Origin of the sequence: Streptomyces sp. NPDC052043, from assembly GCF_044548235.1 — a bacterium.
GTDB lineage: Bacteria > Actinomycetota > Actinomycetes > Streptomycetales > Streptomycetaceae > Streptomyces.
In genome coordinates this window covers 218,043-235,092 of record NZ_JBIUBT010000008.1, presented here as the reverse complement: position 1 = coordinate 235,092, position 17,050 = coordinate 218,043, and the positions used below count along the sequence as shown (strand labels likewise).

At 73.3% G+C, this 17,050-nt stretch carries 15 protein-coding genes; 11 read left to right on the top strand and 4 right to left on the bottom strand.

Annotated elements, in window-relative coordinates; genetic code table 11:
• The first annotated feature begins 106 nt into the window (after nucleotides 1-106).
• Together ACIHCX_RS21580 and ACIHCX_RS21575 are read left to right on the top strand one after the other, a co-directional pair.
• Nucleotides 107-1,135 carry an ATP-binding cassette domain-containing protein gene (locus tag ACIHCX_RS21580; RefSeq protein WP_400031750.1) on the top strand — a complete coding sequence of 343 codons (1,029 nt, stop codon included), beginning with the start codon at nucleotides 107-109 and terminating at the stop codon, nucleotides 1,133-1,135.
• Nucleotides 1,132-1,908 carry an ABC transporter permease gene (locus tag ACIHCX_RS21575; RefSeq protein ID WP_400031748.1) on the top strand — a complete coding sequence of 259 codons (777 nt, stop codon included), beginning with the start codon at nucleotides 1,132-1,134 and terminating at the stop codon, nucleotides 1,906-1,908. Before ACIHCX_RS21580 ends, ACIHCX_RS21575 begins: the two co-directional genes overlap by 4 nt.
• Nucleotides 1,909-1,958: 50 nt before the next feature.
• Here the strand turns inward: ACIHCX_RS21575 and ACIHCX_RS21570 are convergent, their stop codons facing one another.
• Both ACIHCX_RS21570 and ACIHCX_RS21565 read right to left on the bottom strand, forming a co-directional pair.
• The gene (locus ACIHCX_RS21570) at nucleotides 1,959-2,807 is read right to left on the bottom strand and encodes a siderophore-interacting protein (RefSeq protein WP_400031746.1); all 849 of its coding nucleotides are present in this window, start codon (nucleotides 2,805-2,807) and stop codon (nucleotides 1,959-1,961) included.
• A 103-nt stretch (nucleotides 2,808-2,910) separates the two neighbouring features.
• Nucleotides 2,911-3,840: a 5'-3' exonuclease H3TH domain-containing protein gene (locus ACIHCX_RS21565; RefSeq protein ID WP_400032057.1), complete on the bottom strand. Its 930-nt coding sequence runs from the start codon at nucleotides 3,838-3,840 to the stop codon at nucleotides 2,911-2,913.
• A 205-nt stretch (nucleotides 3,841-4,045) separates the two neighbouring features.
• Here ACIHCX_RS21565 and ACIHCX_RS21560 point away from each other — a divergent pair, with 205 nt between their 5' ends.
• From ACIHCX_RS21560 to ACIHCX_RS21545, 4 genes are all read left to right on the top strand, one after another.
• The gene (locus ACIHCX_RS21560) at nucleotides 4,046-5,134 is read left to right on the top strand and encodes a glycine betaine/L-proline ABC transporter ATP-binding protein (RefSeq protein ID WP_400031744.1); all 1,089 of its coding nucleotides are present in this window, start codon (nucleotides 4,046-4,048) and stop codon (nucleotides 5,132-5,134) included.
• A complete protein-coding gene (locus tag ACIHCX_RS21555) occupies nucleotides 5,127-7,742 on the top strand; it encodes an ABC transporter permease/substrate binding protein (protein WP_400031742.1) in 2,616 nt (871 codons plus the stop codon). The genes ACIHCX_RS21560 and ACIHCX_RS21555 overlap by 8 nt, the downstream gene beginning before the upstream one ends.
• A 293-nt stretch (nucleotides 7,743-8,035) precedes the next feature.
• Nucleotides 8,036-8,602 carry a helix-turn-helix domain-containing protein gene (locus ACIHCX_RS21550; RefSeq protein WP_400031740.1) on the top strand — a complete coding sequence of 189 codons (567 nt, stop codon included), beginning with the start codon at nucleotides 8,036-8,038 and terminating at the stop codon, nucleotides 8,600-8,602.
• Nucleotides 8,602-9,321 (top strand): helical backbone metal receptor, encoded by a 720-nt coding sequence (locus ACIHCX_RS21545; RefSeq protein WP_400031738.1) that lies wholly within the window; start codon nucleotides 8,602-8,604, stop codon nucleotides 9,319-9,321. Before ACIHCX_RS21550 ends, ACIHCX_RS21545 begins: the two co-directional genes overlap by 1 nt.
• Here ACIHCX_RS21545 and ACIHCX_RS21540 read toward each other — a convergent pair.
• On the bottom strand, nucleotides 9,233-10,405 hold the full coding sequence (locus tag ACIHCX_RS21540; protein ID WP_400031736.1) for a TDT family transporter: 1,173 nt from the start codon (nucleotides 10,403-10,405) through the stop codon (nucleotides 9,233-9,235). The two genes, ACIHCX_RS21545 and ACIHCX_RS21540, sit on opposite strands and share 89 nt — an antisense overlap.
• Nucleotides 10,406-10,475: 70 nt before the next feature.
• On the opposite strand from ACIHCX_RS21540, the gene ACIHCX_RS21535 reads away from it, so the two are divergent.
• From ACIHCX_RS21535 to ACIHCX_RS21525, 3 genes are read left to right on the top strand one after another with little or no spacing between them, the layout of a single operon-like run.
• Entirely contained in the window at nucleotides 10,476-11,384 is a 909-nt protein-coding gene (locus ACIHCX_RS21535) for a LysR family transcriptional regulator (RefSeq protein WP_400031734.1), read from the top strand.
• Entirely contained in the window at nucleotides 11,381-11,518 is a 138-nt protein-coding gene (locus tag ACIHCX_RS21530; protein WP_400031732.1) for a hypothetical protein, read from the top strand. The genes ACIHCX_RS21535 and ACIHCX_RS21530 overlap by 4 nt, the downstream gene beginning before the upstream one ends.
• Nucleotides 11,519-11,555: 37 nt before the next feature.
• A complete protein-coding gene (locus ACIHCX_RS21525; protein WP_400032055.1) occupies nucleotides 11,556-12,485 on the top strand; it encodes a DUF2510 domain-containing protein in 930 nt (309 codons plus the stop codon).
• 34 nt (nucleotides 12,486-12,519) lie between these two features.
• Here ACIHCX_RS21525 and ACIHCX_RS21520 read toward each other — a convergent pair whose 3' ends face one another.
• Nucleotides 12,520-13,722, bottom strand: a complete 1,203-nt coding sequence (locus ACIHCX_RS21520; protein WP_400031730.1) for an amino acid deaminase/aldolase — start codon at nucleotides 13,720-13,722, stop codon at nucleotides 12,520-12,522.
• 1,235 nt (nucleotides 13,723-14,957) lie between these two features.
• On the opposite strand from ACIHCX_RS21520, the gene ACIHCX_RS21515 reads away from it, so the two are divergent.
• Both ACIHCX_RS21515 and mycP read left to right on the top strand, forming a co-directional pair.
• Nucleotides 14,958-15,791 carry a hypothetical protein gene (locus ACIHCX_RS21515; protein WP_400031728.1) on the top strand — a complete coding sequence of 278 codons (834 nt, stop codon included), beginning with the start codon at nucleotides 14,958-14,960 and terminating at the stop codon, nucleotides 15,789-15,791.
• Nucleotides 15,792-15,838: 47 nt separating this feature from the next.
• On the top strand, nucleotides 15,839-17,002 hold the full coding sequence (mycP, locus tag ACIHCX_RS21510; protein ID WP_400032053.1) for a type VII secretion-associated serine protease mycosin: 1,164 nt from the start codon (nucleotides 15,839-15,841) through the stop codon (nucleotides 17,000-17,002).
• The last annotated feature ends 48 nt before the right edge of the window (nucleotides 17,003-17,050 follow it).

Genomic DNA, 17,050 nt, shown 5'->3' with positions numbered 1-17,050 from the left:
CGGGCGATCGAGGTGCGGCACACCCAGGATAGCCCGGCGCGCTCACGTGGATCATTCGGCGATCTTCGCCATCCCTCCACACCCACTCATCCAGGAGAGCTCCGCCATGAGTCCCACCCGTGCGCCCGCCGTCGAGGCACGCCGACTGACCAAGACCTATCCCGGGGACGTCACCGCCCTGAACGGCATGGACATCACCGTCGAGCCGGGCACCGTCTTCGGCCTCCTCGGCCCGAACGGCGCCGGCAAGTCCACCACCGTCAAGATCCTCACCACCCTGGCCCGCCCCGACTCCGGCGAGGCGACCGTGGCCGGCCACGACGTGCTGCGCCACCCGGACCGGGTGCGGCGCGCCATCGGCGTGGTCGCGCAGAGCTCGGGCGCCGACCCGGTCGCCACCGGCCGCGAGAACCTCCGGCTCCAGGGCCGGCTCTACGGGCTGAAGGGCGCCGGCCTGGACCGGCGGGTCGACGGACTGCTGGAGCGGTTCAGCCTCGCCGACGCCGCCCGCCGCCCGGTCAAGGGCTATTCCGGCGGAATGCGGCGGCGCCTGGACGTCGCGCTCGGACTGGTGCACCGGCCCGAGGTCCTCTTCCTCGACGAGCCCACCACCGGCCTCGACCCGGAGGCCCGTGCGGCGATGTGGGACGAGATCGGCCGCCTGGCCGGCGAGGAGGGCCTGACCATCCTGCTCACCACGCACTACCTGGAGGAGGCCGACCGGCTCGCCGAGCGCATCGCCATCGTCGACCGCGGCCGGGTCGTCGTCGAGGGCACCCCGGACTCACTCAAGGGCGAACTGCGCGGCGACGCGGTCCACATGGAGCTGCGCGAGGCGGTCGGTGAGGCCGGACGCACGGCGCTCGCCGACGCCCTGGGCGCCCTGCCCGGTGTGCACGAGGTGCTGATCGACGGGCGCCGGATCAGCGCCCGCGCCGACGACGGAGCCGCCGCCGTGCCCGCGCTCCTGGCGGGCCTGGAGCGGGCCGGGGTCACCGTGGCCGCGGCGACCGTGGCCCGCCCCTCCCTCGACGACGTCTACCTCCGCTACGCGGGCCGCCGTTACGCAGAGGCGGAAGCCGAGAGTGCGGCCGCCGGGACCGAGGCCCTCGCCCTTGCCGGAGGTGCCCGATGAGCGCCGCGATCTCCCAGACCTGGTACATGACCCAGCGTCAGATGATGGTGTTCGCGCGCCAGCCGGCCTACGCGGTCATCACCCTGATCCAGCCGGTGATCTGGCTGTTCCTGTTCGGCAACCTCTTCAGGAAGGTCGTCGAGCTCGGCGGCTTCGGCACCACCTCGTACCTGGACTACCTGGTGCCGGGCGTGGTGGTGATGAGCGCGCTCAGCTCCAACATGTGGGCCGGCATGGGCACGTTGGAGGAGATCCAGCGCGGCACGCTCAACCGCTTCCTGACCACCCCGGTCAGCCGGGCCGCCCTGATGAACGGCAACGTGGTCCACAACGGCCTGGTCACCGCCCTCCAGTCGGTCGTCATCGTGCTGCTCGGCCTGCTGGGCGGGGCCGACTACCCCGGCGGAGTCGGCGGCGTTCTGATCCTGGTGCTCGCCTCGGTGCTGCTGGGAACGGTCTTCGGGGCGCTGTCCAACGCGCTCGGAATGCTGGTGCAGGAGCGGGAGTCCCTCATCGGGATCAACACCTTCCTGCTGCTGCCGCTGACGTTCCTGTCCTCCGCCTTCATGGCGCCGGCGCAGATGCCCGGCTGGATGCGTCACATCGCCGACTTCAACCCGCTCAACTGGGCGATGGTGGCGGGACGTTCCGCGATGTCCGCGCATCCCGACTGGAGCCTCGTCGGCAGCCGCGGCGGTGCGCTGCTCGGCCTCGCGGTGGCCGCGGTGTGGCTGTCGATACGGACGTTCCGCTCCTACCAGCGGTCGGTCTGAGCCACGCGAAGCGGCGGTACCGGCCCGGGTACCGCCGCTTCGCGTGCGGCTCACGCGGCCGGCGCCGCGCCGCCCTCCTGCTCCGACTCGATCCGCGCGTTCCAGTCCCGCTTGGAGGCCTGCCAGCCGTCCTCGTCGTGGCCGAGGCGCCAGTAGCCGGAGATCGACAGGTCCTCGCGGGGGACGGCGTGCTCGACCCGCAGCAGCCGGCGCAGCTCCTTCACGAAACCGGCCTCGCCGTGCACGAAGGCGTGCACCCGGCCCTCGGGGAACCGCAGCGCGCGTACGGCCTCCACCAGCGCCCGGCCGACGGGCCGCTCGCCGCGGTGCAGCCAGACCACCTCCACGTCGGAGTCGATCTTCTGCTCCTCCTCGGGGCCCGCGATCTCGACGAAGGCGTGGGCCGTCGCACCCTCGGGCAGCGCCTCCAGGGAGCGCGCGATCGCCGGCAGGGCGCTCTCGTCACCGACCAGCAGATGCCAGTCGGCGCTCGCGTCCGGGGCGTAGGCGCCGCCGGGACCCAGGAAGCGCACGGTCTCGCCCGGTCGCGCCAGCAACGCCCAGGGTCCGGCAAGACCCTCGTCGCCGTGGATGACGAAGTCCAGCGTCAGCTCGCGGTGGCCGGGGTCCCAGGCACGCACGGTGTACGTCCGGGTCACCGGCCACTGCTCGCGCGGGAGCTCCTCGCGAATCCGCTGCATGTCGAAGGGCTCGGCATAGGTGACCCCGTCGGGCGGGAACAGCAGCTTGACGTAGTGGTCCGTGCAGGTGTCCGCCGAGAAGTCGGCCAGGCCCTCCCCGCCGAGCACCACGCGCTGCATGTGCGGGGTCAGCCGTTCGGTCCGGACGACCTGCGCGGAGTGAACCCTGCGCGGCTTGCGCGCCGGACGTTCTGCCATGACGGCCTCCCAGTTCCCCTCGCTTAGGTTTACCTAAGTTAACACCTCGACCCGGTGAGTACCCCTCCCGTCCGGACTCCGGCGGCGCGCGTCGCCACGGACGTCACGCCGTCAAGGTGGTGAGCAGCCGCTGGAGGGAGCCTCCCAGGCCCCAGCGGGCCGCCAGCTCGTCGAGCGCCGCCGGATCGCGCGGGGCGCGCGGCAGCGCCGTGTCCACGTCCGGCAGCGGGACGTCGGCGGCGACCCGCACGACCGTCGGCGCCACCGCGAGATACGGCCGCGACTCGTCGAGCCGCCTGCGCTGCGACGGCGTGAGCTTCGCCTTCGGGTCGTCCACGGCCGCCATGATCCCGGCCAGGTCGCCGAACTCGGCGAGCAGCCTGGCCGCCGTCTTCTCCCCGATGCCGGGCACGCCCGGCAGCCCGTCGCTCGGGTCGCCGCGCAGCAGCGCAAGATCCGCGTACCCCCGGCCGTCGACCCCATACTTCTCGCGCAGCGCCGCCTCGTCGGTGGCCTGAAGCGTGCCGACGCCCTTGACCGGGTACAGCACCCGCACCCCGCGGGCGTCGTCCACCAGCTGGTACAGGTCCCGGTCGCCGGTGACGATGTCGACCGGGCCTCTCGCCCGTGCGGTGAACGTGCCGATCACGTCGTCCGCCTCGTACCCCGCGACGCCCACGCGCGCGAGGCCCACCGCGTCCAGGACGGACTCGATCACCGGGACCTGCGGGGACAGGGTGTCCGGCACCTCCTCCTCGTCCGGACCGCCGGCGTGCTCCACGGCCACCCGGTGCGCCTTGTACGACGGGATCAGCTCCACCCGCCAGGCCGGCCGCCAGTCGGCGTCCATGCACGCCACCAGGCGATCGGGCCGGTGGTCCCTGACCAGCCGGTCGATGAAGTCGAGCAGCCCGCGCACGGCGTTCACCGGCGTGCCGTCCGGGGCCCTGATCGACTCCGGCACGCCGAAATAGGCGCGGAAGTACAGGGAGGCGGTGTCGAGGAGCATCAGTCGTCCGGTCACGCCCCGCATCATGCCGTACGGCACCGACAGTCACCGGGCAGGCGGAAACCGTGGATTCCTGGTGGACGCAGGGCGAGGGAACTGTGAACCAGGCCACGTTTGGTTTGAGCCAAAAGGGTCTGGGCAGGCGCGCCTCGGATCGAAGGGTGGTTGCTTTCTTCAACTGTCAGTGACTCTCCGCATCCAGTCCTTGGCCCCGAGACAAGAGGTAGGCGTGTCTTCAAGACTTCAGGCCCAGCACCTGTTCAAGGTGTTCGGCCGACGACCGGACCAGGCAGTGGAAAAGCTACGGCAGGGTGTCGACCGCGAGGACCTGCGCGCCGACGGCACCACCGCCGCCGTCATCGACGCCTCCTTCAGCGTCGATCCCGGCCAGATCTTCGTGGTCATGGGCCTGTCCGGCTCCGGCAAGTCCACGCTCCTGCGGATGCTGAACGGGCTGCTGGAGCCGACCGCCGGCAGCGTCCGCTTCGACGGCCAGGACCTGACCGCGCTCAGCGACCGCGAACTGCGCGACGTCCGCTCCAAGAAGATCAGCATGGTCTTCCAGCACTTCGCGCTCTTCCCGCACCGCAGCGTCCGTGAGAACGCCGCCTACGGTCTGGAAGTGCAGGGCGTGCCCCGCGCCGAGCGCGAACGCCGCGCCGACGAGGCGCTCGCCCTGTGCGGTCTGGCCGGCTGGGAGTCCTCCTGGCCCGACGAGCTCTCCGGCGGCATGCAGCAGCGTGTGGGCCTGGCCCGCGCCCTGGCCACCGACGCCGACCTGCTGCTGATGGACGAGTCCTTCAGCGCCCTGGACCCGCTGATCCGCCGCGACATGCAGGACCAGTTGCTCCAGCTCCAGAAGACACTGAAGAAGACGATCGTCTTCATCACCCACGACCTCAACGAGGCCATGCGTCTGGGCGACCGGATCGCCGTCATGCGGGACGGCCGCATCGTGCAGACCGGCACCGCGGAGGACATTCTGCTGCGCCCCGCCGACGACTACGTCGCCTCCTTCACCCAGGACGTCGACCGCTCCCGGGTGCTGACCGCGGAGTCGGTCATGGACCGCGACGTGCGCGGCGACGAGGCGGACTGCGGCTGCGACACCGCGACCCCGCACACCCCGTTCACCGAGCTGTGCGCGATCAGTGCCCGCGTGTCCCACCCGGTCGCCGTGCTGGACGAGCACCACGACCTCGTCGGCATCGTCCCGCGGCAGCGCCTCGTCGGTTTCCTCGGCGACGAGCAGAGCGCCCAGGTGAGCTGCGACGCGCCACGGGACAAGGGCGGCGACAAGGCGGTGGCCCGTGCCTAGGATCCCGCTCGGCGACTGGGTCAACTCCACGGTCGACTGGCTGCTCGGCCACATGTCCTGGCTCTTCGACTTCTTCAAGGCGGTCTTCACCGGCACCTACGACGGGATCAACGCCGTCCTCCAGGCGCCGCAGCCGCTGCTGCTCGCGGGCATCTTCGCCGTGCTCGCCTGGTGGCTGCGCGGCTCCTTCGCCGGAGTGCTCACCTTCGTGGGGTTCGCGTTCATCGACTCCATGGAGCTGTGGTCGGACGCGATGGTGACCCTGTCGCTGGTCCTCGTCGCCACGATCATCGCGTTGGTGATCTCGGTGCCGGTCGGCATCTGGGCGGCCCGCTCCGACCGGGTCAGCGCCGTCGTCCGGCCGGTCCTGGACTTCATGCAGACGCTGCCCGCGATGATCTACCTCATCCCGGCCATCCTGTTCTTCGGCACCGGTGCCTCCGCGGGCATCGTCGCCACCCTGATCTTCGCCCTCGCGCCCGGTGTGCGCATGACCGAGCTGGGCATCCGCCAGGTCGACAAGGAACTGGTCGAGGCGGCCGAGGCGTTCGGCACCACGCCCCGCAACACGCTGCTGCGCGTCCAGCTGCCGCTGGCGCTGCCCACCGTGATGGCCGGCGTCAACCAGGTGATCATGCTCGGTCTGTCCATGGCCGCGATCGCCGGCATGGTCGGCACCGGCGGTCTCGGTGGCGACGTCAACGAGGCCATCGGCCAGCTCAACGTCGGCCTCGGCTCCGAGTCCGGCATCGCCATCGTGATCCTCGCGATCTACCTCGACCGCATGACCAGTGCCCTGGGCACCGAGGTCTCGCCGCTCGGCCGGCGTGCCGCCGCCAAGGCGCGGGCCGCCAAGGGCCTGAAGATCTGGTCCTACCGGCCGCGGCCGCAGATCGCCGTGATCGGCGTGGTGGTCCTCGCCCTGGTCGCGGGCGGCATGGGCCTCTTCGCGGGCGGCGGCAGCGCGACGGCCGCCGGTGAGAGCACCGACGTGGGCCACGGCAAGAAGATCACCATCGGGTACATCCCGTGGGACGAGGGCGTCGCCTCCACCTTCCTGTGGAAGGAGGTCCTCGAACAGCGCGGCTACCAGGTCGACGCCCGCCAGTTCGACGCCGGACCGCTCTACACCGCGCTTGCCCAGGGCAACGTCGACTTCGAGACGGACTCCTGGCTGCCGACGACCCACGCCGAGTACTGGAAGAAGTACGGCAGCAAGCTCGACGACCTCGGCTCCTGGTACGGCCCGACGTCCCTGGAGCTGACCGTCCCCTCGTACATGAAGGACGTGAACTCGCTCGAGGACCTCAAGGGCAAGGCGAGCCTGTTCGGCGGGAAGATCACCGGCATCGAGTCGAGCGCCGGCATGATGGGCCTGCTCAAGAGCAAGGTCATGCCCGAGTACGGCCTGGACAAGGAGTACAAGGTCGTCGACAGCTCCACGCCCGCGATGCTGGCCGAGCTGAAGCGCGCCTACAGCAAGAAGGAACCGATCGTCGTCACGCTCTGGTCACCGCACTGGGCGTACAGCGACTTCGACCTGAAGAAGCTGAAGGACCCCAAGGGCGCCTGGGGCACGGGCGACGGCGTGCACACGCTGGCCCGCAAGGGCTTCGCGAACGACGACCCGACCGTCGGCGCCTGGCTGAAGAACTTCAAGCTGACCGAGAAGCAGCTCACCGGCCTCGAGGCCGAGATCAACAAGGCGGGCAAGGGCCGCCAGCAGGACGCCGTCCGCGCCTGGCTGAAGGACAACCCGGGCGTCGTCGACAAGCTCGCCCCGCTGCCCGGCGGCTCGACCGCCAAGCCGGCCGAGGCCAAGCGGACCCTGAACGTGGCCTGGTTCCCGTGGGACGAGGACATCGCCGTCACCCACCTGTGGAAGAACGTCCTGGAGCGCCGCGGCTACCGGATGAACATGAAGCAGATGGACGTGGGCCCGGTCTACACCGGCCTGGCCGGCGGCGACATCGACCTCAACTTCGACGCCTGGCTGCCCTACGCCCAGAAGAACTACTGGGACCGGAACAAGGACAGACTCAGGGACCTCGGCACCTGGTACGAGCCGACGTCCCTGGAGATCGCCGTGCCGTCCTACGTCAAGGACGTGAAGTCCCTGGAGGACCTCAAGGGCAAGGCGAGCCTGTTCGGCGGGAGGATCATCGGCATCGAGCCGGGCACCGGCGAGATGGACCTGCTGAAGACCAAGGTCCTGCCCGGCTACGGCCTGGACAAGGAGTACAAGGTCGTCGACGGCTCCACGCCCGCGATGCTGGCCGAGCTCAAGCGCTCCTACGCCAAGAAGCAGCCGGTGGCCGTGGTGCTGTGGTCGCCGCACTGGGCGTACAGCCGCTACGACCTCACCAAGCTCGCCGACGACAAGAAGCTGTTCGGCGAGGGCAACACCGTGCGCACCATCTCCAGCGCCAAGTTCCCCGAGCAGTACCCGCAGCTCACCAAGTGGATCAAGAACTTCAGGATGAGCGAGGACGAGCTCGGCAGCCTGGAGAGCGAGATCAACAAGCTCGGTCAGGGCCACGAGGACGACGCCGTCACCGCCTGGCTGAAGCAGCACCCGGACGTTCCGGCGCGGATGACTCCGCAGTAGTCGCCGCCCCGGACACCGCCGAAGGGGCGGGCCCGTCCCGCATCGCCCGCGATGCGCAGGACGGGCCCGCCCCGCACGCTTGTCCACAGGAGGAATCCGGCCAACCACGCAGAGCCACCCCCACGCGCCCCGGGGCCGCGCGATCCTTACAGGCATGTGACGGCGACAGGAAACTGTTTGCCGGACATGCATAGGGTGCAGAGAACTCATCAGAGGGAGTGCGCCCGGAACCGGGCCCGCGGGCAGCGGCCCCACGAGGAGCGGACCGACGAGCGAAGGAGGGAGCCGGAGCCATGGGCGACAACAAAGAACGGCCCCTTCGGGTGGGCGCGGCCGTCCGGCGGCGCCGCCGCACGCTCGGGCTCACCCTCGCCGTGGTGGCCGACCGCAGCGGCCTGTCGGTCCCCTTCCTGAGCCAGATCGAGAACGACCGGGCCCGGCCCAGCCAGAACTCCCTGGAGAAGGTCGCCGACGCCCTGCGCACCACCGCCGTGGAGCTGCTGGCGGCGGCCGATCCGGCGTGCAGCGTCGACGTCGTGCGCGCCGAGGTCACCGAGCTGGAGCCCGAACCCCGGGTACGCTCCCTGGTGCGCGGCCACCACCAGCTGCACGCCTCGGAGTTCACCGGCGACCACGACGTCGGCCGTGAATTCCAGCACCGCAACGACGAATTGATGTACGTCGCCGACGGGGCGGTGGAGGTCGAGGCGGAGGGCCGGGCCTACCGGCTGGTGCGCGGCGACACGATGTACCTCACCGGCGGGGTCCGCCACCGCTGGCGGGCGACCGTGCCGGACACCCGGGTGATCGTGGTCGCGGTCGCCGAGCACATCGAGGCCGTACAGGACCGGTCCCGCTGATGAGGGTCGTCTCGCTGGTTCCCTCGCTCACCGAGGCCGTGGCCGTGTCCCTGCCCGGCGTGCTCGTCGGCGCCACCGACTGGTGCGTCCGCCCGGCGGGTCTCGACGTCACCCGGGTCGGCGGCACCAAGAACCCCAAGGTGGACCGGATCACCGCCCTCGCCCCCGACCTGGTGATCGCCAACGAGGAGGAGAACCGGGCACCCGACCTCGACGCCCTGCGCGCGGCGGGCATCGAGGTTCTGGTGACCGAGGTCAGGGACCTGCCGCAGGCCTTCCGTGAGCTGGCGCGGGTGCTGCGCGCGTGCGGCGGGACCGGCCGGCCCCGGTGGCTTGACGAGGCCGAGGCGGCCTGGTCGTCGCCGCCCGTGCTCCCGCGCCGTACGACGGCGGTCGTACCGATCTGGCGGCGGCCCTGGATGGTGCTTGGCCGGGACACCTTCGCGGGCGACGTCCTGGCCCGCCTGGGCGTCGACCACCTCTACGCCCGGCACGCCGAGCGCTATCCGCGCGTCCCGCTGGAGGAACTGCGCGCGGCGGCCCCGGACGTCGTCGTGCTGCCGGACGAGCCGTACCGCTTCGCCGCCGACGACGGTCCCGAGGCCTTCCCCGGACTGCCCTGCGCTCTGGTCAGCGGGCGGCACCTGACGTGGTACGGGCCGTCGCTCGCGCGGGCTCCCCGGGTGCTGGGCGAGGCGCTGCGAGCAGCGCGCCGCTGATCAGCCCGCGGACGGTGTGCACGCCCGCGGCGGCCCAGGCGGTCACCAGAACGGCGTACAGGCCGACCGCGAGCGCGCTGTAGGCGGCGAGGTGGGTGTGCCGGGCCAGGGCCGCGGCGCCGGTGACACAGGTGCCCACCGGGAAGGTGAACGACCACCACGTCATGGCGAACCCCATGCCCCGGCGGGCGGCGCGCAGCACCTGGGCGGCGGCGAAGGCGCACCACATCAGCGCGAAGCCCATGACCGGGACGCCGTACAGGACCGCGAGCACGGCGAAGCCGCCGGCGTACGGGGACGCTACGACACCGGACGCCGTGTCCGCGAAGGCGCCGACGGCCGTGGTGGACTGCCCGAGCGGGCCGAGCACCAGGAACAGCGTGGGGGTGAGCGCGAGCGGCAGCGGGCCGCCCGTGAGCAGCCGGCCGAAGACCACCGGCAGTACGACCAGGGTCGCGAGCAGGCTGAGCCCGAACATCGCCACGCACGCCAGGAGCAGGGTCGCCCGCGCCTGTCCCTGAGGCAGGTGCGGCACGAGCGCGGGCCCCAGGGCGGCGGACACCATGGGCGCGACCAGCGGCAGCAGCCACACCGGCGTCGCCTGGTGCGGCTCGATCCGGTGGTGCGCCACCATCAGGTACGGCACGGCCACGGCGGCCGCGAGCCCGACGACCGTACCGGCGGTGAACAGCACGGCGTCCAGGGCGACGGCGGCGGGGGTGCCGATCCAGTCCCGCCCGACGGACAGGGCCCCGCCGCCGACGGCCAGCAGCCCCATGGACAGACAGCCGTAGAACGGCGCCGCCATCGGGTCGAGCAGATGGGCGCGGGCCTGGTCGCGGTGGTGGATCCAGTGCAGCGTGCGGGCGGTCAGCAGCACCGTGAGCCACACGAGGGAGAGGGCCCACACGGCGGTGCACACGGTGCGCAGTCCGGGAACGTGCGGCGGCAGCGCGGCGCCCGCGGTGCCGACGGCGGCGGTGCCCATGACGGAGGCGTACCAGTGGGGGCCCAGATGACGGACGGCGGGGAAGCGGGGTCGGGGTGCGGCCTGCCGGGGCAGGGAGTGGGCTGCGGTGACCATGACGCCAGTTTTTCCTGGTCCATACGCTCCCACCAGGGGATTTGCGTCTATCACGACATAAGCTGGCCTTATGGGGAACACCGAGAGAACCTCGCTGGCGCACCGGGTGCCCGACCTGGGCGCGCTGGAGCTGCTGCTGGCGGTGGCGCGGCTGGGGAGCCTCGGCCGGGCGGCGCGGGAGCTGGGCATCACCCAGCCGGCGGCGAGCAGCCGGATCCGTTCCATGGAACGGCAGCTGGGCGTGGCGCTGGTGGACCGCTCGCCGCGCGGATCGCGGCCCACGGACGCCGGAGCCCTGGTCACCGACTGGGCGCGGCGGATCGTGGAGGCGGCGGAGGCCTTCGACGCGGGCGCGCAGGCGCTGCGGGACCGGCGGGACTCGCGGCTGCGGGTGGCGGCCAGCATGACGATCGCGGAGTACCTGCTGCCGGGATGGCTGATCGCGCTGCGCGCCCGGCGCCCGGACACGGCGGTGTCCCTGCTCGCCGGGAACTCGGCGGTGGTGGCGGAGCGGCTGCTGGGGGACGAGGCGGACCTCGGCTTCGTGGAGGGGGTGTCCGTGCCGGTCGGTCTCGACTCCGTCGTGATCGGCCACGACCGGCTGATCGTGGTGACCGCCCCGGACCACCCGTGGGCCCGCCGCCGGCGGCCGCTGCCCGCGGCGGAACTGGCCGCCACACCGCTGATCCTGCGCGAGAAGGGCTCCGGCACCCGGCAGGTGCTGGACGCGGCTCTCGGCGGTCTGGCGCGCCCGCTGATCGAGCTGTCCTCCACGACGGCGGTGAAGGCCTCCGTGGTGAGCGGGGCGGGACCGGCGGTGCTCAGCGAACTCGCGGTGGGCGAGGAGCTGTCCCTGCGCCGGCTCGTCCCCGTGCCCGTGGACGGCGTCACCCTCGAACGCGACCTGCGCGCCGTCTGGCCCACCGGTCACCGCCCCGTCGGCCCGGCCCGCGAACTGCTGTCCCTGACGCGGTCGTGACGATCGACGGCCTCGGCTCCCGCGCCGACGACGGCACCCGGTTCACCCATCCCGGGCCCGACGCACCGTTGTTCGCCACGGCGGAGCGTGAACTGGGGCCGCCCGCCCGGCCGGTGGAACCGCCGCGCCGATGAATCCGCCGGGCCCGGTGCATAGAGTGACCTGGTGAGCATGACGCCCCCGCCCGGCTGGTACCGCGACCCCAACGCCCCCCACCAGGAACGCTGGTGGGACGGCACGGCCTGGACCGAGCACCGGCGCGCCCCCGCGGCGCCCGGGCAGCCGTCCGCGTCACCGCCCGCCGGTGCGCGACCGTCCCGGGCCAAGGCCGTCGCCCTCGTCGCCGCCGGTGCCGTCCTGGTCGCCGCGGTCGTCACGGGCGCGGTCCTGCTGGACCGCGACGACACGGACGGCGGCCCGGCGGACACGGCCGGCGGCACACCGTCCGCCCCGCCCACGAGCGCTCCCGCCACGACCGGATCGCCGTCCCCGGCCTCCTCCGCCGACGAACCCACCGCCCCCGACGACGATCCCTCCGTCGCCGTCGACCAGCTCAACGGCATCACCCTGCCGCTGCCGGAGGGCTGGGAGAAACCGGAGAACGTCGCCCAGAACGACGTCGTCATGACCACCCACGGCGTCTACGACTGCCCCGCCGGGGTGGGGTACTGCCGGCACGGCCTGGTCATCACCCGTACGGCGTCCGCGGCCGAGGGCGCCTCCCCCGAGACCCTGGCCAAGCGGGACATCGACGACGCGACCGACGAGGCGTACGAGCAGAACGTGATCGGTCAGCGCCTCTACGGCGGCATCACCTCCCAGCGGACCGTCGCGTCCGGGCCGGTCGCGGTCGCGGGCCGGGCCGGCTACTTCGTGCGCCGGCTGGTCAGAACCGCCAAGGGGCCGGGCGGCTACGTCGAGTCGCTCGTCTTCCCGTCCAGCACCGGCATCCAGGCGCCGGTCCTCGTCCGCTTCGTCTTCGACGCCGGTCCGGACGGCCCGCCGCTGGCCGACATGGACAGGATCACCAAGGGCATCCGGCCCGTCGGCGACACCGCGAGCAGCGGCGGCGTGGGCAGCAGCATCGGCCCGTCGAGCTGATCCCGAGACGGCGCAGCGGGGCCCGAGCACCGGGTTACAGGAAGGTGTGCCCCTCGCCCCGGTACGTCGGAACGGACGCCGTCACACGGTCGCCCTCGACGAGGTGCAGCGTGTCGAACCGCTCGCACAACTCGCCCGCCTTGGCGTGCCGGAACCACACCTTGTCGCCGATCAGCAGGTCGTCGGCGGGGGAGCCGAGCAGCGGGGTCTGCACCTCGCCCGCACCCTCCTGGGGGTCGTAGCGCAGCCCCTCGGGCAGGTACGGCGCCGGGAGCCGGTCCGCGCCGGCCGCACCGGAGGCCGGGTAGCCGCCGCCCAGGACCGTGACGACCCCGACCCCCGGGCGCCGCACCACGGGCTGGGCGAACAGCGCCGCCGGACGGCCCTGGAACGACGTGTAGTTGTCGAAGAGCCGCGGGGCGTACAGCCCGGAGCCCGCGGCGACCTCGGTGACGGCGTCCTCCGCCGCCGTGTGCTGCACACTGCCGGTGCCGCCGCCGTTGACGAACTCCAGGTCCGGTGCCACGGCCCGGACCGCCCGCACCACCGCGGCACGGCGCTCGGCGAGTTCCCTGCGCGCCGCGGCCTGCATCAGCCGGATCGCGCGCGACCGCAGCGGCCGTCCCGCGACCGCGTCGCCCACGCCCGCCACATGGCCCTCGTAGGCCATGATCCCCACGAGCGCGAACCCCGGGCGCCGGGCCACCGTACGGGCCATGTCGGCGACCTGGGCGGGGGAGTGCAGCGGGGAACGGCGCGCGCCGACCCGCACCCGCCCGCCGAGCAGCCTCAGCGAGGTGTCCAACTCCAGGCAGACCCGGACGACTTCACCTCCGTCCCCGCGTGCGGCGTCGATCAGGTCGAGCTGCGCCGGATCGTCGACCGTCACCGTGACGGCGCGGGCGAGCTTGGGGTCGGCGGCGAGTTCGGCGCAGGCGGCGCGGTCGGCGGACGGGTAGGCGAGCAGCACGTCGTCGAAGCCGGAGCGGGCCAGCCACAGGGACTCGGCGAGGGTGAACGACATGATGCCCGCGAAGCCGTCCTTCGCCAGGGCGCGTTCGAGCAGGGCCCGGCAGCGCACGGACTTGCTGGCGACCCGGATCGGCTTGCCGCCGGCCCGGCGGACGAGGTCCTCCGCGTTGGCGTCGAAGGCGTCCAGGTCCACGATCGCGACAGGGGCGTCGAGATGGGCGGCGGCCCGGTCGTAACGGGCCCGGTCGGCGGCGCGCGCAGTCATGGTCGCAGCCTGCCAGACCTGATTACCGCGGGGTAGGGGGATGTTCCGGGCAGATCCGCCTGGGCTTGTGGACTGGTTCCCGACCGGGCCGGGGCAGCCCGTAGAGTGACGCGCACGCACGGCGGAGCCGCGATGTGATTCCGGCCGTGGAGTTGAGCCGGGATGGCGGTTCGCTCGTACGGGTATGCGTGTCCGGTGACGGCGAGTCCGCGCCGGGCGGGGCGACGAGGACGGCCGTGCCCGGCGAAGCGGCACGGGCACGAGGAAACGGGGGGTGCATGAGCACGGAAGCGCGCCACGCCCCCGTCCCCCCACGGCCCGTGGGGCCCGCGGGGGGCGACGGCGACTCGGACGCGACGGCCCCCGCCGCCGACGGCCCGCCCGCCCAGGCCGCACCCGGCACGGCCGAGGGCCCAACACGGACGGCGCCCGACGGCGCCACGACCGCGGAGACGCGCGGCGCTTCGACGGGTTCCGCGGCTTCGGTTGCGGATGGTTCCCCGCGTGCCGTCACGGGTGGAGGAGCGGTGGGTCCGGAGACGGACCTCCGCGCGGGGCGCGGTACCGGTTTCCCCTCGCCTCGCACCGGTTCCGCCACCGACGACCCCCGGAGCACCACCGCTGGCCGCCCCCGCTTCCCGGACTTCCGTCCCCCTTCCCTTCGCACCACGCCCCCCACGACACCGCCCCCGCCCCTCGCCTCGGCGCGTCTCCCGGACCCGGAGGGCCGCGGCCCTGTTGACGGCGTGTCAGGGAACGCGGGGTCCAGGGACGGCGGGACCGCCGCTCCGCTCCCCGGTGAGCCGGCGATACCCGGCCGACGTGGGCACGGGAACATACCCCCGCGTCCGGGGCACCGCCCCCCGACGGCGGCCCGCGATGGCCGCGCGCCCGTCGAGACCCCCTCCGAGACGACCACGCGCCTGCGCCCCGTCTCCGTCCAGAGCCCCTCTCCGGGAGGACCTGGAGGATCCGGAGGACCCGGCGTCCCCGGCAGCCCGGACGACACCCGCAACCGTCCCACCGGCCGGCCCCAGCGGCCGGCCGACACGGCCTGGACCGCGGTGCCGCCGCGTCCCCCCTTCGACGCCCCGCAGCGCAACGGGGCGGCGGGTACGAGCCGGACGCAGCCGTCCGGCGCCTTCCCGCATGCTGCCGCCGCCTTTGCCGGGACACCGCCGCCTGCCGCGGGTGTCCCCGCGGCGCCCGATCCGGCGCTGTCCTGGAGCGCGGCCATGGCCCCGGGGACGACGGGGCTCGGCATGGGGTTCGGGGATCCGGAGGGGTACGACCGGCGGGCGCGTGCCACCGGCCGGCTGGTGCGGCCACGGGTCGCCGCGGCGGCCGCCTGCCTGGTGCTGGGGATCGGGCTCATAGGTGGCGCCGTGACCGGCAGCTGGCTCACCGGGGAGCCGGGCAGCCCCGGCGCGGCGAGCGGCTTCGCCGCGGCCGGCGCCATGTGGCACAGCGTCCCCGTCGACCAGCTCTTCCCGCCCACCGTGGACGGCCGCGGCGCCGGACCCGGCGGAGCCGACCGCACCTGGACCCGCGTCGCGGTCGCCCCGGACAGCGGCTGCGCGGGCGCCTTCGATCCGCTGCTGCGCAAGGTCCTCGCCCCCGTCGGCTGCGCCCGCCTGCTGCGCGCCACCTACACGGACGCCACCCAGAGCTACGTCACCACCGTCGGCCTGCTCTTCACCAAGGCCGACGCGTCCGCCATGACGTCCCTCGCCACCCGCTACGAGAACGAGGGGCTCGCCCGGCGCACCGACCTCGTGCCGCGCCCGTACGCCGCCAAGGGCACCGTCGCCGCGGCCTTCGGCGACGAGCAGCGCGCGGCGTGGACCGTCTCCGTGCTGACCGAGGCCCCGGTGGTCGTCTACGCCGTGTCCGGCTGGGCCGACGGCCGCGCGGCCGGCACCCCGCAGGCCGCCGCCGACGCGACGAAGTCCGGAGCCACCACCCCCGTCGCCCAGGCAGGCCTCGGAAACGAGGCCCAGGGCCTCGCCGACCGCATCGAACGGGGCCTGCGCCAAACCGTCAAGTCCGCCACGGAGGAGCCCTCGTGACAGCCGCCGCGACGTCCGGGAACCGTACGCCGCGCAGGGTGCTCGCCATGGGTGTGCCGAGTCTGTTCCTCGCCGCCTGCCTCGCCCTCGTGCCGTCCGCCGCCGCGCACGCCGACAGCATCCGCGCCCAGCAGTGGGGCCTCGACGCCCTGCACACCCAGGAGGCCTGGCGCACTACCCAGGGCAAGGGCATCACCGTCGCCGTCCTGGACACCGGCGTCGACGACGACCACCCCGACCTGCGCGGCAACGTCCTGCCCGGCAAGGACATGATCGGCTTCGGCGCGCGGCGCGGCGATCGCCCCTGGGCCCGCCACGGCACCGCCATGGCCGGCATCATCGCCGGTCACGGCCACGGCGTCGGCAACGCCGACGGGGTCATGGGCATCGCGCCCGAGGCCACGATCCTGCCCGTGCGGGTGATCCTGGAGGAGGACGACTCCGCCCGCGGCAAGGCCCGTACCACCCGCGGCAACGCCCTCGCCGAGGGCATCCGCTGGGCCGCCGACCACGGCGCCGACGTCATCAACCTCTCCCTCGGCGACGACTCGGACTCCGCGCACCCCGAGCCCGCCGAGGACCAGGCGGTCCAGTACGCGCTGAGCAAGGGCGCCGTCGTCGTCGCCTCGGCCGGCAACGGCGGCGAGAAGGGCGACCACATCTCCTACCCGGCGGCGTATCCGGGCGTGATCGCCGCGACCGCCGTGGACCGCTTCGGCACCCGAGCCTCCTTCTCCACCCGCCGCTGGTACGCGACGGTCAGCGCGCCCGGCGTCGACGTCGTCATCGCCGACCCCGACCGGCGCTACTACGAGGGCTGGGGCACGAGCGCCGCCTCCGCCTTCGTCTCCGGCGCCGTCGCCCTCGTCAAGGCAGCCCACCCCGGGCTGACCCCCGCACAGATCAAGAAGCTCCTGGAGGACACGGCCCGCAATGCCCCCGTCGGCGGCCGCGACGACTCCCGCGGCTTCGGCATGGTCGATCCCGCCGCCGCCATCAAGGCCGCGGGCCGCCTTCGGCCCGAGGGCCTGACCGCGGCGTCCTACGGCGAGCGGTACTTCGGTCCCGGCCCCGACTCCGCCGAGGCGGCCGACGCCGGCTCCGGCTGGGCGGGGCCCCTGGCGGGCAGTGCCGGGGGAGTGATGCTGGTCGTGGCGGTCGTCCTGTGGCGCGGCCGCCGCGAGGACGGGGCGAGCGACTTCCGGCTGTAGAGCCCGGGTCTCCCGGCCACGCCGGGGGGATCGCGCCCTCAACGGCCG

Excerpts from the sequence above, each read along its gene's own strand:
- ACIHCX_RS21580 (WP_400031750.1), top strand. The coding sequence starts at position 107 with ATGAGTCCCACCCGTGCGCCCGCCGTCGAGGCACGCCGACTGACCAAG.
- ACIHCX_RS21575 (WP_400031748.1), top strand. The coding sequence starts at position 1,132 with ATGAGCGCCGCGATCTCCCAGACCTGGTACATGACCCAGCGTCAGATG.
- ACIHCX_RS21570 (WP_400031746.1), bottom strand. The coding sequence starts at position 2,807 with ATGGCAGAACGTCCGGCGCGCAAGCCGCGCAGGGTTCACTCCGCGCAG.
- ACIHCX_RS21565 (WP_400032057.1), bottom strand. The coding sequence starts at position 3,840 with ATGCGGGGCGTGACCGGACGACTGATGCTCCTCGACACCGCCTCCCTG.
- ACIHCX_RS21550 (WP_400031740.1), top strand. The coding sequence starts at position 8,036 with ATGGGCGACAACAAAGAACGGCCCCTTCGGGTGGGCGCGGCCGTCCGG.
- ACIHCX_RS21545 (WP_400031738.1), top strand. The coding sequence starts at position 8,602 with ATGAGGGTCGTCTCGCTGGTTCCCTCGCTCACCGAGGCCGTGGCCGTG.
- ACIHCX_RS21540 (WP_400031736.1), bottom strand. The coding sequence starts at position 10,405 with ATGGTCACCGCAGCCCACTCCCTGCCCCGGCAGGCCGCACCCCGACCC.
- ACIHCX_RS21535 (WP_400031734.1), top strand. The coding sequence starts at position 10,476 with ATGGGGAACACCGAGAGAACCTCGCTGGCGCACCGGGTGCCCGACCTG.
- ACIHCX_RS21525 (WP_400032055.1), top strand. The coding sequence starts at position 11,556 with ATGACGCCCCCGCCCGGCTGGTACCGCGACCCCAACGCCCCCCACCAG.
- ACIHCX_RS21520 (WP_400031730.1), bottom strand. The coding sequence starts at position 13,722 with ATGACTGCGCGCGCCGCCGACCGGGCCCGTTACGACCGGGCCGCCGCC.
- ACIHCX_RS21515 (WP_400031728.1), top strand. The coding sequence starts at position 14,958 with ATGGCCCCGGGGACGACGGGGCTCGGCATGGGGTTCGGGGATCCGGAG.
- mycP (WP_400032053.1), top strand. The coding sequence starts at position 15,839 with ATGGGTGTGCCGAGTCTGTTCCTCGCCGCCTGCCTCGCCCTCGTGCCG.